Source organism: Leptothrix mechoopdaensis (SeqCode) (genome assembly GCF_053893855.1).
The window spans coordinates 3,763,670-3,778,672 of the sequence record NZ_CM132699.1 but is presented as its reverse complement, the minus strand read 5'-3'; the positions used below and the strand labels follow the sequence as shown (position 1 = coordinate 3,778,672).

Annotated in this window: 16 protein-coding genes; 13 read left to right on the top strand and 3 right to left on the bottom strand. The window is 72.2% G+C overall.

The window, feature by feature from the left end; translation table 11 throughout:
• Nucleotides 1-23: 23 nt before the first annotated feature.
• The 4 genes from ACWA7K_RS16385 to ACWA7K_RS16370 all read left to right on the top strand — a co-directional run bounded on the left by ACWA7K_RS16385 (nucleotide 24) and on the right by ACWA7K_RS16370 (nucleotide 2,754).
• Nucleotides 24-224, top strand: a complete 201-nt coding sequence (locus tag ACWA7K_RS16385) for a hypothetical protein (RefSeq protein WP_456162468.1) — start codon at nucleotides 24-26, stop codon at nucleotides 222-224.
• Nucleotides 133-1,875, top strand: a complete 1,743-nt coding sequence (locus ACWA7K_RS16380) for a SulP family inorganic anion transporter (protein WP_456162467.1) — start codon at nucleotides 133-135, stop codon at nucleotides 1,873-1,875. Before ACWA7K_RS16385 ends, ACWA7K_RS16380 begins: the two co-directional genes overlap by 92 nt.
• 61 nt (nucleotides 1,876-1,936) lie before the next feature.
• Nucleotides 1,937-2,500, top strand: coding sequence for a YbaK/EbsC family protein (locus ACWA7K_RS16375; protein ID WP_456162466.1), 564 nt, complete (start codon nucleotides 1,937-1,939; stop codon nucleotides 2,498-2,500).
• Nucleotides 2,497-2,754 (top strand): DUF1289 domain-containing protein, encoded by a 258-nt coding sequence (locus tag ACWA7K_RS16370; protein WP_456162465.1) that lies wholly within the window; start codon nucleotides 2,497-2,499, stop codon nucleotides 2,752-2,754. Before ACWA7K_RS16375 ends, ACWA7K_RS16370 begins: the two co-directional genes overlap by 4 nt.
• On the opposite strand, the gene ACWA7K_RS16365 is transcribed toward ACWA7K_RS16370, so the two are convergent.
• The gene (locus tag ACWA7K_RS16365; protein ID WP_456162464.1) at nucleotides 2,743-3,921 is read right to left on the bottom strand and encodes a hypothetical protein; all 1,179 of its coding nucleotides are present in this window, start codon (nucleotides 3,919-3,921) and stop codon (nucleotides 2,743-2,745) included. The genes ACWA7K_RS16370 and ACWA7K_RS16365 overlap by 12 nt on opposite strands.
• Before the next feature lie 67 nt (nucleotides 3,922-3,988).
• Here ACWA7K_RS16365 and ACWA7K_RS16360 point away from each other — a divergent pair, with 67 nt between their 5' ends.
• The 3 genes from ACWA7K_RS16360 (at nucleotide 3,989) to ACWA7K_RS16350 (ending at nucleotide 8,283) form a co-directional block, all read left to right on the top strand.
• Complete coding sequence (locus ACWA7K_RS16360) at nucleotides 3,989-5,521, top strand: sensor histidine kinase (RefSeq protein ID WP_456162463.1); 1,533 nt, start codon at nucleotides 3,989-3,991, stop codon at nucleotides 5,519-5,521.
• Nucleotides 5,518-6,231: a response regulator gene (locus tag ACWA7K_RS16355; protein WP_456162462.1), complete on the top strand. Its 714-nt coding sequence runs from the start codon at nucleotides 5,518-5,520 to the stop codon at nucleotides 6,229-6,231. Before ACWA7K_RS16360 ends, ACWA7K_RS16355 begins: the two co-directional genes overlap by 4 nt.
• Nucleotides 6,232-6,312: 81 nt before the next feature.
• Complete coding sequence (locus ACWA7K_RS16350) at nucleotides 6,313-8,283, top strand: potassium transporter Kup (RefSeq protein ID WP_456162461.1); 1,971 nt, start codon at nucleotides 6,313-6,315, stop codon at nucleotides 8,281-8,283.
• A gap of 100 nt (nucleotides 8,284-8,383) precedes the next feature.
• Here the strand turns inward: ACWA7K_RS16350 and ACWA7K_RS16345 are convergent, their stop codons facing one another.
• Both ACWA7K_RS16345 and ACWA7K_RS16340 read right to left on the bottom strand, forming a co-directional pair.
• Nucleotides 8,384-9,019, bottom strand: coding sequence for a response regulator (locus ACWA7K_RS16345; RefSeq protein ID WP_456162460.1), 636 nt, complete (start codon nucleotides 9,017-9,019; stop codon nucleotides 8,384-8,386).
• Nucleotides 9,016-10,485: an ATP-binding protein gene (locus ACWA7K_RS16340; protein ID WP_456162459.1), complete on the bottom strand. Its 1,470-nt coding sequence runs from the start codon at nucleotides 10,483-10,485 to the stop codon at nucleotides 9,016-9,018. Before ACWA7K_RS16340 ends, ACWA7K_RS16345 begins: the two co-directional genes overlap by 4 nt.
• Before the next feature lie 94 nt (nucleotides 10,486-10,579).
• On the opposite strand from ACWA7K_RS16340, the gene pqqA reads away from it, so the two are divergent.
• The 6 genes from pqqA (at nucleotide 10,580) to ahpC (ending at nucleotide 14,781) form a co-directional block, all read left to right on the top strand.
• Complete coding sequence (gene pqqA, locus ACWA7K_RS16335) at nucleotides 10,580-10,759, top strand: pyrroloquinoline quinone precursor peptide PqqA (protein ID WP_456162458.1); 180 nt, start codon at nucleotides 10,580-10,582, stop codon at nucleotides 10,757-10,759.
• Nucleotides 10,760-10,918: 159 nt separating this feature from the next.
• Complete coding sequence (gene pqqB, locus ACWA7K_RS16330) at nucleotides 10,919-11,851, top strand: pyrroloquinoline quinone biosynthesis protein PqqB (RefSeq protein ID WP_456168840.1); 933 nt, start codon at nucleotides 10,919-10,921, stop codon at nucleotides 11,849-11,851.
• A 19-nt stretch (nucleotides 11,852-11,870) separates the two neighbouring features.
• Nucleotides 11,871-12,632 (top strand): pyrroloquinoline-quinone synthase PqqC, encoded by a 762-nt coding sequence (gene pqqC / locus ACWA7K_RS16325; protein ID WP_456162457.1) that lies wholly within the window; start codon nucleotides 11,871-11,873, stop codon nucleotides 12,630-12,632.
• Nucleotides 12,629-12,913 carry a pyrroloquinoline quinone biosynthesis peptide chaperone PqqD gene (pqqD, locus tag ACWA7K_RS16320; RefSeq protein WP_456162456.1) on the top strand — a complete coding sequence of 95 codons (285 nt, stop codon included), beginning with the start codon at nucleotides 12,629-12,631 and terminating at the stop codon, nucleotides 12,911-12,913. The genes pqqC and pqqD overlap by 4 nt, the downstream gene beginning before the upstream one ends.
• Nucleotides 12,910-14,052 (top strand): pyrroloquinoline quinone biosynthesis protein PqqE, encoded by a 1,143-nt coding sequence (pqqE, locus tag ACWA7K_RS16315; RefSeq protein ID WP_456162455.1) that lies wholly within the window; start codon nucleotides 12,910-12,912, stop codon nucleotides 14,050-14,052. The genes pqqD and pqqE overlap by 4 nt, the downstream gene beginning before the upstream one ends.
• Before the next feature lie 165 nt (nucleotides 14,053-14,217).
• Complete coding sequence (gene ahpC, locus ACWA7K_RS16310) at nucleotides 14,218-14,781, top strand: alkyl hydroperoxide reductase subunit C (protein ID WP_456162454.1); 564 nt, start codon at nucleotides 14,218-14,220, stop codon at nucleotides 14,779-14,781.
• Nucleotides 14,782-15,003 lie beyond the last annotated feature (222 nt).

Here is a 15,003-nt window from a genome sequence, read left to right as displayed (position 1 = left end):
TCAAGACCCAAGGAACATCCGTCATGTGGAAGCTCGTCGTTGGTTTCATCCTGTTCGCAGCCCTGGCGCTGTTCGTCCTCAGCAAGGGTGGCGACATCGACATGAGCGGCGAGAAGCACGGCACCGAGACGCATGAGGCCGCCCCGGCCGCCTCCGGCGCCGCATCGGCCGCCGCCTCGGAACCGGCCGCCGCTCCGGCCGCCTCGGCCGCCTCCGGCTCCTGAGACCCTGCCGCCACTCCACCGCTTCCACCCGCGCCTGCTCGACGCCTGGCGCGGCTATGACCGACGGACGTTCGCGGCCGACGCGGCTGCGGGACTCACGGTCGGGGTGGTGGCGTTGCCGCTCGCGATGGCCTTCGCCATCGCCTCGGGCGTCAAGCCCGAACAAGGTCTGGTCACCGCGATCGTCGCGGGCTTCCTGATCTCGGCGCTGGGCGGCTCGCAGGTCCAGATCGGCGGGCCGGCCGGCGCCTTCATCGTCATCGTCTACGGGATCGTCGAGCGCTTCGGCCTGGCGAACCTGCTGATCGCCACGATGCTGGCCGGCGTGCTGCTGCTGCTGATGGGCTGGTTCCGTCTCGGCGCGCTGGTGCGCTACATCCCCGTCAGCATCGTCACCGGCTTCACCAACGGCATCGCGGTGCTGATCGGCCTGTCGCAGGTCAAGGACCTGCTGGGGCTGCCGATCGACAAGCTGCCGGCCGACTTCCTGACCCAGCTCGGCGTGCTGGCCGGCGCCTTGCCGCGGCTCGATCCGCTGGCGCTGCTGATCGGCCTGGCCAGCCTCGCGGTGGTCGTGCTGTGGCCCAAGTCCTACCGCATGGACGTCGCGCCGCAGGGTTGGCGGGCCCGCATCGGCCGCATCGCCGCGCACCTGCCCGGCACGCTGGTCGTGCTGGTCGCCTCGACCGCCGCGACCGCGTGGCTGCACCTGCCGGTCGAGACCATCGGCTCGCGCTTCGGCGCCATCCCGCAGGGCCTGCCGCCGATCGAGCTGCCGGCGCTGAGCTGGGCCAGCGCCAAGCTGCTGCTGATCCCGACGGTGACCATCGCCCTGCTCGGCGCGATCGAGTCGCTGCTGTGTGCCCGCGTGGCCGACAACCTGGCCGACCACCCGCGCCACGATCCGAACCAGGAGCTGATGGCGCAGGGCGTGGCCAACCTCGTGACGCCGCTGTTCGGCGGCATCCCGGCCACCGGCACCATCGCCCGCACCGTCACCAACGTGCGCGCCGGCGCCCGCACGCCGGTCGCCGGCATGGTCCACGCGGCCGCGATCCTGGTCGTGATGCTGGTCGCCGCGCCGCTGGCGCAGCACGTGCCGCTGGCCGCGCTGGCCGGCATCCTGCTGTTCGTGGCCTGGAACATGGGCGAGTGGCGCGCCTTCGCGCATCTGCGCCAGTTCAACCTGCCCTACCGCACGACGCTGCTGGGCACCTTCGTGCTGACGGTGGTGTTCGACCTGACGGTCGCCGTCGAGGTCGGCCTGCTGCTGGCCTGCGGCTTCTTCATCTGGCGCATGAGCCAGCTGTTCAGCGTCGAGCCGGTCGACCGGCCCGATCTGGCGGATCTGCCCGAAGGCACCGTGCTGCAGCGCCTGCAGGGCGCCCTGTTCTTCGGCGCGGTCGGCAAGCTCGAAGGGCTGGAGACACGCCTGCCGGCCGGCACGACCCGGCTGGTGCTGGACCTGGACCGGCTGATCTGGATCGACACCTCCGGCGTCGACGCGCTGCGCCAGCTGCACCGCCAGTTGGGCCGCGCCGGCATCGCGCTGGTGCTGGCGGCCCCGCAGGCGCAGGCCCGCTCGCTGATCCAGCGTTCGGGCCTCGCCGCCGAGCTGGGCCCGGACGGTCTGGTCGACGACATCGCCTAGCGCCGCTGCGGCCTATCCCGGGCGCTGGACAATCGCGCCTTCCCCGTTGAACGCGTGCCCCATGACCGATCCGATCGACCGCCCGCTGGCGTCCACCTCCCTCGTCCGCGTCGACGACCCCGACCGCCCCGAGCCGGTCCGCCGCGTCGTCGCCGAGCTGGCGTCCCGGGGCCACGGCCACCCGGTCCACTGGCTGGACGTGCCGGCCCGCACCGCGCAGGAAGCGGCCGACGCGCTGGGCGTGTCGCTCGGCCAGATCGCCAAGAGCGTGATCTTCCGGCGCCGCGCCGACGACGTCGCCGTGCTGGTCGTGACGGCCGGCGACCGCCGCGTCGACGAGGCCCGCGTGGTCGCCCATGCCGGCCCGATCGGCCGTGCCGATGCGGCCTACATCAAGGCGCAGACCGGCTTCTCGATCGGCGGCGTGTCGCCGGTCGGCCACCTGAACGCGCCGCTGGTGCTGGTCGATGCCTCGCTGGGGCGCTTCCCGGTCATCTGGGCGGCGGCCGGCCATCCGTGCGCGGTCTTCCCGCTCAGCCCGGCCGAGCTGGCCCGGCTGTGTGGCGACGCGCCGGTGCGGGATGTCGTGGAGGGCGTCGCACCGGCTGCGGCGGGCACACCATGACGACCGCCCGCCCCCAGGCCACGCCGCCCGGGCGCGTGCCGAGCCCCTGCATCAACGTCTGCCGGCTGGACGCCGCCCAGCGCCATTGCACCGGCTGCCTGCGCCGCCTCGACGAGATCGCCGGCTGGTCGCGCATGACCGAGGCGCAGCAGCTGGCGGTGCATGCCGCGATCGCCTGGCGGCGCGAACACGGCATGGCCAGCGAGCCGCCCGTCGCGCCTGGCACGCCGATCACGCCGGCGTCAGGCGCCTAGACCCGTCCCGTCGGCCTGATCGGCACGGCGCAACCAGGCCCGGCCGATCAGGAACTCCAGCGTCGTCGCCAGCGCCATCAGGCCGGCGCCGCTGGCCAGGATGGTGGCCGGCGTCGCGTCGTGCATCACCGTCCAGAAACCGCCCAGCGCGATCATCCGGAACAGCCACAGCCCCGCTTCGCGCATCGCGATGCGGTCGGCCAGCGAGCCGTGGAAGTCCATCGCGCGCTGGTGCAGCACCTGTTCGCTGGCCTGCCAGAACGGGCTGATGCCGGCCTGCATGACCAGGTGCAGCACGTAGAGGGCCGGTACCCAGGCACTGGCACCCAGCAGCAGGTGGGCGGTGGCCAGGCCCAGCGTCGACAGGGCCATGGTCCGGACCCGGTTGCCGGCATGGCGGCGGTGCCGCAGCGCCCACAGGCCGAACGCGCCGGCCAGCGTCGCCAGCGTCGCGACCCAGCCGTAGTGGCTGGCCTTGCCGAGCGCCTGCATGGCGCCGCTGGCGCTCATCACCGTGCCGACCGCGAACATCACCGACGACAGCCCGTACAGCCGCATCGACGCCCGCCAGCCCGCCTGCCGCACCAGCGCCCAGGGCCGATGCAGGCGCACCGGCGGCGTGTCCGGCAGGCGGTGCACGGTGGCCAGCGCGCCGAACGCCGCCAGCGCGGCATAGCCCCGGTAGAGGCCGCGCGTGGCGTCCGGTCCGTCGCCGGCCCAGGTCAGCCACAGGCTGGCGAGTGCCATCACCACCAGGCTGACGACCACCGACGTGACGGTGACGTGCGAGGCGTAGCTGTCGCGCTCGGCATCCTCGACCTGGCGCAGCTCGATCCAGTGCCGGCCGGCCCAGGCCAGGCCGATGAAGCCGCCGACCGCCAGGGCCAGCAGGCCCGGATGCCGATGCGCGAACGGCAGCAGCCCGGCGGCTAGCAGCATCGCCGCCCGGCTCATGCGCCGGCTGTCGACCCGCCACAGCGCGCCGCTGGCATAGACCAGCGACAGCCCGGCCATGACCGCGCTGAGCATCACCAGCGTGTAGGTGACCGTGGCGACGATGCCGCCTTCGGCATGGACCAGCACGGCGCCGAAGCCGACCAGCGTGGACACGCCGGCCTGCACCGCGATGTAGGGCAGCAGACGGCGTTCGAGAGGGCTGAAGAGCATGGCGTGAAGTGTCGCCGCCGCCCCGTCCTGACGCGATCCTGAGGCCGGCCGTGCTAGCTTCGTCGCCATGAACTCACGGTCTTCAGGATGGCGCGACGGGCGGCGCGGCTGGCCCGCGCTGGCGGTCTGGGCGGCCACCTTCGGGCTGCTGTTCCTGCTCGACCGCCACATCGAGCTGGCCACCGGTGCGCTGCTGCTGGTGCTGGGGTCGGCGCTGGCCTCGCCGTGGGGGTCGCCGGGCCGGACGCTGGTCGCCAGCGGGCTGGCCGTGCTGGCCTTCGACCTCGCCTTCGTGCCGCCGCGCGGCACCTGGCAGGTGGCCCTGCACCAGCACGTGCTGCTGCTGGTCACCGTGCTCGTGGTCAGCTGGATCGTCACGCTGCTGGTCGCCCGACAGCGCGCGCTGGCCGATGCGGCGCGGGCGGGCGAGCGCCGGTCCGAACAGCTGCGCCGCTTCGGCGAGGCCCTGCGCGACGCGGCGGACCTGCCGTCGCTGCTGCCGCGGCTGCGCACCGAGCTGGCCGAGGCTGCCGGGTTCGTGCAGTCGGTCGTCGTGGCGATCGAGATCGGGCCTGACGCGCCGCCGCCCGATGCGCCGCCGCCCGGTTGCAGCGCCGACGAGATCGCCGGGCTGGTGCTGTGCCGCGACACCGGCCGGCCGATGGGCCCCGGCACCGGCCGGCACGAGGAACAGCCGGCCTGGTACCTGCCGCTGCGCGGGCCTTCGGCGGTGCACGGCGTCGCGCTGCTGCGCCTGCCCGGCGTGAGCGATGACGCCGAGCCCTGGCCCATGCCGGCCCGTGACCAGGCCCAGGCGCTGTGCGACCTGATGGGCGCGGCGCTGGACCGGGCCGCCACCCGCGAGGCGGCGCGTCAGGCTGACGCGGCCGCGCAGGCCCAGCGGCTGCGCAACACGCTGCTGGCGGCCATCGCACACGACCACCGCACGCCGCTGGCGACCATCCTCGGCGCGGCGTCGTCCTTGCACGACCAGGGCGAGCGGCTCGACGCGGCGCAGCGGCGCCGGCTGGCGGCGACCATCGTCGACGAGGCCACGCAGCTGGCCCGCCTGACCGACAACACGCTGCAGCTGGCCCGGCTCGACGCGCCCGGCCTGGCCTTGCGGCGCGACTGGGAATCGGTCGAGGAACTGGTCGGCACGGCCTTGAGACGGGTCCGCGCCCGCCACCCGGAAGCGCCGCTGCGGTCCCGCCTGATCGGCCCGCTGCCGCTGCTGCGGGTCGACGCGGTGCTGCTGGTCCAGCTGCTCGACAACCTGCTCGACAACGCGCTGCGGCACGGCGGGCCGCACCGGCCGGTCGAGGTGCTGGCGCGGGTCGCCGCCGAACGGGTCGTCATCGCCGTGCGCGACCGCGGTCCGGGCGTGCCACCGGCGCTGCGCGGCCGCATCTTCGAGCCCTATGCCCGTGGCGATGCCGGGCGCGGTGATCCGGCCGGCGACGGCCGCCACGGCGCCGGACTCGGGCTCGCGCTGTGCCGCTCGATCGCGCGCGTGCACGGCGGCGAGCTGGTGCTGCGCCCGCGCGGCCACGGCGGCTCGAGCTTCGAACTCTCGTTGCCGATGGAAGCGCCGACATGAGCCGCACCGTGCTGCTGGTCGAGGACGACCGCGAGCTGCGCACCACGCTGCGCGAGGCGCTCAGCGTCGAAGGTCACCGCGTGCTGGCCGCCGCCAGCCTGGCCGACGCCCGGGCGCAGGCCCGCCAGGCGCTGGCCACGCACGGTCTGGACCTGGTGCTGCTGGACCTGGGCCTGCCGGACGGCGACGGCACCGAACTGGTCACCGAGCTGCGCAGCCGCGCATCGCTGCCGCTGATCGTGATCTCGGCGCGTGGCGAGGAGGCCGGCAAGGTCGCGCTGCTCGATGCCGGTGCCGACGACTACCTCGTCAAGCCGTTCAGCCTGGCCGAGCTGCTGGCGCGCATGCGCGTGGCCTGGCGTCATCGCGGCGCGGTCGTCGCGCCAGCCCAGACCCGTTACGAGGCCGGTGGCCTTTGCGTCGACCTGCCGGCCCACCGGGTCTGCTGCGACGGCGTCGAGGTCCACCTGACGCCGACCGAGTTCAAGCTGCTGGCGCGGCTGGTGCGGCAGGCCGGCCAGGTGGTCACGCACCGCCAGCTGCTGGCCGATGTCTGGGGCGCCGAACACGTCGACCAGACCCAGTACCTGCGGCTCTACATGGGCCAGCTGCGCGCCAAGCTGGAAGCCACGCCGGGTGATCCGCGGCTGCTGCTGACAGAGCCGGGCATCGGCTACCGGCTGGCCGATCCGGAGCGGCCTGGGTCGTGATGCGTGGCTGACGGCGTCCTGATGCGATCCTGATGCGAGCGGCGGCACGCTCGGGGCCTCGCAGTTTCCAGGGTCATGTCCATGCCCGAATCCCGTTCCGCCAGTGCCGACCTGCCCACGTCGCGTCACCCGACCGACAACGGCAACAGCAACGGCAACAGCCACGACGCCGCACAGCCGTCGTCCCATCGCCGCCAGGGCCTGGCCGCGCTGACGCTGGGCGCCATCGGCGTCGTCTACGGCGACATCGGCACCAGCCCGCTCTACACGATGAAGGAAGTCTTCTCGCCCGCCAACGGCGTGCCGCTGGACGCGGCCAACCTGATCGGCGCGGTCTCGGTCATCTTCTGGGCGCTGATGCTGGTGGTGACGCTGAAGTACGTCGTGCTGATCCTGCGCGCCGACAACCACGGCGAAGGCGGCGGGCTGGCGCTGACGGCGCTGGCCGCGCAGGCGGTGCGCGAGCAGCCCCGGCTGCGCCACGGCCTGCTGCTTCTGGGCGTGTTCGGCGCGACGCTGTTCTACGGCGACAGCGTGATCACGCCGGCCATCTCGGTGCTCGGTGCCATCGAGGGCCTGCAGCTGGTCACGCCGGCACTGGACGCCTGGGTCGTGCCGCTGGCGGTGCTCGTGCTGATCGGCCTGTTCGCGATGCAGCGCCACGGCACGGCGGCGGTCGGGCGCTGGTTCGGGCCGGTGATCGTGCTGTGGTTCGTCACGCTGGGCGTGTCGGGCCTGTTCCACATCGCCGAGTCGCCGGCCATCCTCGCGGCGCTGAACCCGGTGCACGCGCTCGACTTCCTGCTGGCGCGGGGCTGGCACGTCTTCGCCGCGCTCGGTGCGATCGTGCTGGCGCTGACCGGCGCCGAGGCGCTCTACGCCGACATGGGCCACTTCGGCCGCCGGCCGATCCAGCTGGCCTGGACCGGCCTGGTGCTGCCGTCGCTGGCGCTGAACTACCTGGGCCAGGGGGCCCTGCTGATGGCCGATCCGGGCGCCATCGAGAACCCGTTCTACCGCCTCTTCCCCGACGCCTGGGTGCTGCCGGCCGTCGTGCTGGCGACGGCGGCGGCCATCATCGCGTCGCAGGCGGTGATCTCGGGCGCCTACTCGATGACGCAGCAGGCCATCCAGCTCGGCTTCCTGCCGCGCATGCGGGTGCGCCACACCTCCGCCCGCGAGGCCGGCCAGATCTACATGCCGGCCGTCAATGCCGTGCTGCTGGCCGGCGTGGTGGCGGCGGTGCTGCACTTCGGCAGCTCGTCCGCGCTCGCGGCGGCCTACGGCATCGCGGTGACGCTGACGATGCTGATCACCACGCTGCTGACCTGGTTCGTGGTGCGGCGCGCCTGGCGCGTGCCGGCGCCGCTGGCGATCGGCGCGACCGCCTTCTTCCTCGTGCTGGACCTGTTGCTGGTGGCCGGCTGCGCGGTCAAGTTCCTCGACGGCGGCTGGTTCCCGCTGGCGCTGGGCCTGCTGCTGTTCGTCGCGATGAGCACCTGGGCGCGTGGCCGCAGCCGGCTGCTGGCGGGCATCCGCCAGGAAGGGCTGGACCTGCGGCCCTTCGTCGACGCGCTCGACACCACCGGCATCTGCCGCGCCGACCGCACGGCGGTCTACCCGGTGGCCGACCCGGCGACGGTGCCGCAGGCGCTGCTGCACAACCTCAAGCACAACCAGGTCCTGCACCGCAGCAACGTGATCCTGACGGTCGTGTTCGAGCCGGTGCCGTGGGTGCCGATGACCGAGCGCATCGAGGTCGAGCCGCTCGGCCACGGCTTCTGGCGCGTCACCCTGCACTACGGTTTCATGAACACGCCCGACGTGCCGCAGGCGCTGACGCTGGCGGCCACGCACGGGCTGCGCGTGCCGGTGTTCGAAACCAGCTACTTCCTGAGCCGCGAGACCGTGGTGCCGGCCGCCGACCCCGGCATGGCGGCCTGGCGCGCGGCGCTGTTCGCGGTCATGAGCCGCCACGCCAGCGACGTCGCCGCCTACTTCCGACTGCCCGACAACGCGGTGGTGGAGCTGGGCACTCGGGTGCAGGTGTGATGTGGGCCCCTCGCCGGGCGAATACGCCCGTCGATCCCCCGGGGGGATGCGGGCCGGCTTGGGGCGGCCCGGCGCTCGGCCCGTGGCCCCTCGCGACCGCTCATGCCTCCAGCAGGCCCCAGCGCAGCGCGAGCAGCGTGAGCTCGGCCTGGTTGGCCGCGCCGAGCTTCTGCTTGACGTTGTAGAGGTGGGTGCCGACGGTGCTGGCGCTGAGCTTCAGGCGGCTGGCGATGTCGGCCACGCTGGCGCCGCGGGCCAGCATCACGAAGACCTCGAACTCGCGCTCGGACAGCGCGTCGACCGGGTTGGGCTCGTTGCCGAGCTGCGCCAGCGCGAGCTTCTGGGCGATGGCCGGGTCGATGTAGCGCTGGCCGGCGGCGACGCGGCGGATCGCGTCGACCAGGGCCTCGGGCGCGCCGCGCTTGCTCAGGTAGCCCTGCGCGCCGGCGGCCAGCACGCGGCGCGGGTGGGCGGTGTCCTCGTGGGCCGACAGCACCAGCACGCGCAGCGTGTCGTCGCGGGCGCGCAGCCGGCGCAGCAGCTCCAGGCCGGTCATGCCGGGCATCGACAGGTCCAGCACCAGCAGGTCGGGCCGGACCCGCTCGACCAGCGCCAGCGCCTCGTCGCCGGACGCCGCCTCGGCGACCACCTCGATGCCGGCATCGGCCGACTCCAGCAGCATCTTGAAGCCCATCCGGACGATGGTGTGGTCGTCGACCAGCATGACGCGGATCATCGGCCGGCTCCCGTGCCGATCGCCCCGGCAGCCAGGATCGGCAGATCGGCCTCGATCCGCACGCCCGGTCGTTCGCCGCCCGGCTGGGCCGCCTCGACCGCCAGCGTGCCGCCGAGGCTGCGGACCCGCTCGCGCAGGCCGCGCAGGCCGTAGTGGCCGGGCCGCTGCCAGTCGGCCGGCAGGCCGCAGCCGTTGTCGTCGACCCGCACCCGCAGGCGCGGCTGGCCGGGCAGGTCATCGAGCTGGACGGCAATGTGCAGCAGCGTCGCGCCGCTGTGGCGCAGCGCGTTGTTGAGGGCCTCCTGCACGACCCGGTAGGCGGCCAGCGCCAGGTCGCCGTCCAGGTCGGCCGGCAACGGCGTGACCGTCAGCTCGATGCGGGGTGCGCCCGGGTGCTGGCGCGCGCCGCCGGCCAGGTCGGCCAGCGCGTCGGCCAGGCCCAGGCTGTCGAGCGCCAGCGGCGTCAGGCGCGGGATCAGGCCGTGCATGACGGAATAGAGCCGGCCGGCCTCGTCGGCGATCAGCGTCGCGGTGGCCTGACCAGCCGAGTCGCGCGTGGCCAGCCGGTTGGACAGCGACATCGCCAGGCTGCGCATCGCGGTGACCGACTGGCCCAGCTCGTCGTGCAGCTCGCGGGCGATCTCGCGCCGCTCGCGTTCGGTGTGCAGCTCGACCTGATGGGCGATCTCGCGGCTCTCGGCCAGCGAACGCTGGGCCTCGTAGGCGGCCAGTCGGGCCTGCAGCTGGTCCTCGACGGCGGCGGCCATGCGGTTGATGGCCGTGCCGATCGAGCCGGCCTCGCGCCCCGGCAGGGCCGGCAGGCGGGCCGCATAGTCGCCGCGTTCAAGCCGGCCGAGGCCTTCCAGAATGGTCGCGAACGGTCGCAGCGTGACGCCGACGAACCAGAACACCAGCGCGTTGATCAGCAACAGCGCCACGCCGCCGAGCGCGGCCAGGCGCTGCAGGTCGTCCCAGCCGTCCAGCACCGCGCGGGAGGCATCGGCCTCGACCGTCAGCTTGCCGCCGCCGGGCAGCTCGATGATCTGGCGCTGCGGCGGCGGCGCGATCCAGTCGGTGAACCAGGCCGGAGCCTCGCGGCCCTGCTTGTAGACCGACGGCGGCGAGCGGTAGATCGGCCGCCCCTCGCGGTCGACCAGCGTGATCTCGTTGGCGCGCACCCGGCCGAGCTGGCGCAGGAAATCGAGCATGCCGTCCGGCCCGGACAGGCGGTAGACCCAGCCGACCCGCTGCAGCATCTGCGCGGCCACGCGGTTGCCGGCGACGATCTCCTCGTGGACGCTGCTGCGGGTCGCGAAGATCTGCAGCAGCAGCAGCGCCGCGACGAACCCCGCCATCAGCACGGCCAGCAGCACCTGGACCTTGAAGCGCAGGCTGCGGCGGCTGGTGCGCGCGGTGGCGATGCTGGCGTCGGCAACGGGTTCGGAATGGGCGGTGATGCTGGCCATGACGCGATTGTCCCGGCGTCGCGGCGGCCTGGCGGCGCCCCGGAGGCTGGGGACTACCCGCCCGCCGAATGGCGATTTTCATGAGCCCCGGCTCATGGTCCGAGCGACGACAGCGCCGCGTCGATTGCCGACACTGGCTACGCATCGGAACACCACCGGTGCTTCCGAACCCCCTTCGACACTTGAACTGGAGACTGCCATGACCTGGGAAACCCCCGCCGCGATCGACTTCCGCTTCGGCTTCGAGATCACGATGTACGTCGCCGCCCGCTGAGCGGGCACCGCGACACCACGTCCCCTTGCGAGCCGCCACGGCCCGGCCCGGACTCGTTCCGACGCCGGGCCGTGTCGCGTCTGACGTCCTCGAGACTGCTGCCGAGACCGCCCTGTGACCGCCCCCGTGACCGACTCCCCGACCCTCGCCCCGCAAGCCCTGACCGTGCGCGTGCTGGGCTCCGCCGCCGGCGGTGGTTTCCCGCAGTGGAACTGCAACTGCCGCCAGTGCGCGGCGGTGCGCGCCGGCTCGCCGCACCACCGCGCCCGCACCCAGTCGTCGATCGCCGTCGGCGGCCCGGACGACTGGCTGCTGGTCAACGCATCGCCCGACATCCTGACCCAGCTGCAGCGCAGCCCGGCGCTGCAGCCGGCCCGTGCGCTGCGCGACACCGGCATCGCCGCCGTGCTGCTGTGCGACGGCCAGATCGACCACAGCACCGGCCTGTTCATGCTGCGTGAACGCGGCACGCCGCTGCCGCTGTGGAGCACCCGGCCGGCCCATGAGGACCTGAGCCAGGGCAACCCGATCCTGCGCGTGCTGGGCCACTACTGCGGTGTCGACTGGCACGAGCTGCCGATCGACGGCACGCCCGTCACGCTCCCGACCGCGCCGGGCACGCCCGGGCTGGCCCACCTGCGCATCACCGCGCTGCCGCTGGACAGCAAGCCGGCGCCGTATTCGCCGCACCGCGAGTCGCCGGTCGACGGCGACAACGTCGGCCTGATCCTGGAGAACACGGCCACCGGCGGGCGGGTCTTCTACGCCCCCGGCCTGGGCGCGATCAGCGCGGCCGTGTGGGAGGCCATGAACAGCGTCGACGCCGTGATGGTCGACGGCACCTTCTGGACCGACGACGAGATGATCCAGCTCGGCTTCTCGCGCAAGACCGCCCGCGACATCGGCCACCTGCCGCAGTCCGGCCCCGGCGGGATGCTGGAGGTGCTGGGCCGCCTGCCGGCGCGCACCCGCAAGCTGCTCATCCACATCAACAACACCAACCCGATCCTCGACGAGGCCTCGCCCGAGCGCCGCACCGTCGAGGCCCACGGGGTCGAGGTCACGCATGACGGCCTCGAACTGATGTTCTGACCCCGCAAGAGGCCCCGCCATGAACCACGCCACCCTGCCGCCCCTGAGCCCCGAGGCCGCCGCCGCGCTGGCCGACGCGCCCGCCTGGGACGCCGTCACCTTCGAGCAGAAGCTGCGCGAGCGTGGCCGCAGCTATCACATCCACCACCCGTTCAACGTGATGCTCAACACCGGCCGCGCGAGCCCCGAGCAGATCCGCGGCTGGGTCGCCAACCGGTTCTATTACCAGATCGCCATTCCGGTGAAGGACGCCGCCGTGCTGTCCAACTGCCCCGATCGCGAGGTGCGGCGCGGCTGGATCCAGCGCATCCTGGACCACGACGGCTTCGAGATCGGCGAGGTCAAGGATGCTGGCGGCATCGAGGCCTGGATCCGCCTGGGCACGGCGACCGGCCTGAGCCGCGAGGAGATCACCGACCTGCGCCATGTCGTGCCGGCGGTGAAGTTCGCGGTCGATGCCTACATCCACTTCGCCCGCGAGGCGCCGTGGCAGGAGGCGGTCTGCTCGTCGCTGACCGAGCTGTTCGCGCCCGAGATCCACAAGCAGCGCCTGGCCACCTGGCCCGAGCACTATCCGTGGATCGAGACCGAGGGCCTGAGCTACTTCCGCAACCGCGTCAGCCAGGCGCGGCGCGATGTCGAACAGGGACTGGCCGTGACGCTGGCGCACTTCCGCACCCGCGCGCAGCAGGAACGCGCGCTGACGATCCTGCAGTTCAAGCTCGACATCCTGTGGGCCATGAACGACGCGATGGCGCAGCGCTACGGGGTGAACGCATGAGCCCGACGATCGACCTGCACGACGACAGCGTGCCCGCCGTCGCCGCCGGCTTCCGCCTGCAGTGGGAGCAGGCCCAGGGCAACCACGTGCTGCTCTACCCCGAGGGCATGGTCAAGCTCAACCGCAGCGCCGGCGAGATCCTGAGCCGCTGCGACGGCGTCGTCTCGGTGGCTCAGCTGGTGAGCCAGCTGGAATCGGCCTTCGGTGCGCAGGGCCTGCGCGCCGACGTGATCGCCTTCCTGCAGATGGCGCGGCAACAGGGCTGGGTGCGCTGGTCATGAGCGCGGCACCCGTCAACCCGCCGATCGGCCCGCCGCTTTGGCTGCTCGCGGAGGTCACCTACCGCTGCCCGCTGCACTGCGTGTTTTGCTACAACCCGCTCGACTTCGCGGCCACCGGCAAGGCGCAGGAACTGTCCACCGAGGACTGGCTGCGCGTGCTGCGCGAGGCCCGTGAACTGGGTGCCGTGCAATGCGGCTTCTCGGGCGGCGAGCCGCTCGAACGCGACGACCTGGAGCTGCTGATCGCCGAGGCGCACCGGCTGGGCTACTACACCAACCTGCTGACCTCCGGCGTCGGCCTGACCGACGCCCGCGCCGCCGCGCTGAAGGCGGCCGGGCTGGACCATGTCCAGCTGAGCTTCCAGGACTCGACCCGCGAGCTCAACGATTTCCTGAGCCACACCAAGACCTTCGGCCTGAAGCAGCAGGTCGGCGAGCGCATCAAGGCCAACGGCTGGCCGATGGTGATGAACGTGGTGCTGCATCGCCTGAACATCGACCACATCGACCGCATCATCGCGATGGCCGAGGCGCTCGGGGCCGAGTACCTCGAACTGGCCAACTCGCAGTACTACAGCTGGGCCCACCTCAACCGCGACCAGCTGCTGCCGACCTCCGACCAGATCCGCCGCGCCGAGGCCGTCACCGACGCGTGGCGGCAGAAGCTCGAAGGCCGGATGCGGCTGTTCTTCGTCGCGCCGGACTACCACGAGGGCCAGCCCAAGAAGTGCATGAACGGCTGGGGCAACGTCTTCCTGACCGTCACGCCGGACGGCACCGCGCTGCCCTGTCACACCGCCAAGATGCTGCCGGGCCTGAGCTTCCCGAACGTGCGCGATCACGGCATCGCCCACATCTGGCGCGACAGCGAGGGCTTCAACCGCTACCGCGGCACCGGCTGGATGAAGGAGCCTTGCGTGTCCTGCCCGGACAAGGAAAAGGACCTCGGCGGCTGCCGCTGCCAGGCCTTCCTGCTGGCCAACGACCCGACCGCCGCCGACCCGGTCTGCCCGAAGAGCCCGCACCACGCCGAGGTGATGAAGGCGGTCCAGGCGGCCGACGCCGGCCGGGTGGTCGAACGCCCGCTGGTGTTCCGCGACCCGAAGAACTCGCGTTCGCTGATGGGCGCGCCGGACTGAGGCGGCGCCAGCGGCGCAGGCTTGCGCAGACAACGGATGAGCGGAGGTCGATAGCGGCGGGTTAACGAGGGTGATTGAGATCGTTGATGCAATCGCACATGAAACGTCGATAGCATTCAGGCTATAGATTCTTCACCACCCCTCTCCACAACCCGAGGAAACACGATGTCCATCATCAACACCCAAGTCCAGCCGTTCAAGACCCAGGCCTTCCACAACGGCAAGTTCATCACCGTGTCGGACGAGAGCCTGAAGGGCAAGTGGTCGGTCCTGATCTTCATGCCGGCCGCCTTCACCTTCAACTGCCCGACCGAGATCGAGGACGCCGCCGACAACTACGCCGCCTTCCAGGCCGCCGGTGCCGAGGTCTACATCGTCACGACCGACACGCACTTCTCGCACAAGGTGTGGCACGAGACCTCGCCGGCCGTCGGCAAGGCCAAGTTCCCGCTGGTCGGCGACCCGACCCACACGCTGACCAACGCGTTCGGCGTTCACATCGCCGAAGAAGGCCTGGCGCTGCGCGGCACCTTCGTGATCAACCCGGACGGCGTCATCAAGACCGCCGAGATCCACTCCAACGAGATCGCCCGTGACGTGTCGGAAACGCTGCGCAAGCTGAAGGCTGCCCAGTACACCGCCGCCAACCCCGGCCAGGTCTGCCCGGCCAAGTGGAAGGAAGGCGCGAAGACGCTGGCTCCCTCCATCGACCTCGTCGGCAAGATCTGATTCCTGGCCCACCCCCCGGAGCGGCTTGATGCCGCTCCCCCCTCAAGGGGGGCCAGACGGGTGGACCGGCCAAGCCGGATCCACCGTCTGCGCTGGATGAAGACGATGCACCGAGCGATGCGAGAAAGTTTGCTGCGGAGCAGTTGAAAGCATGTGACGGCCGAGGCCGGCGTGCTTTCAACTGGGCCGGGAATCGACTCGCCCCCGCGACACGTCACCGAA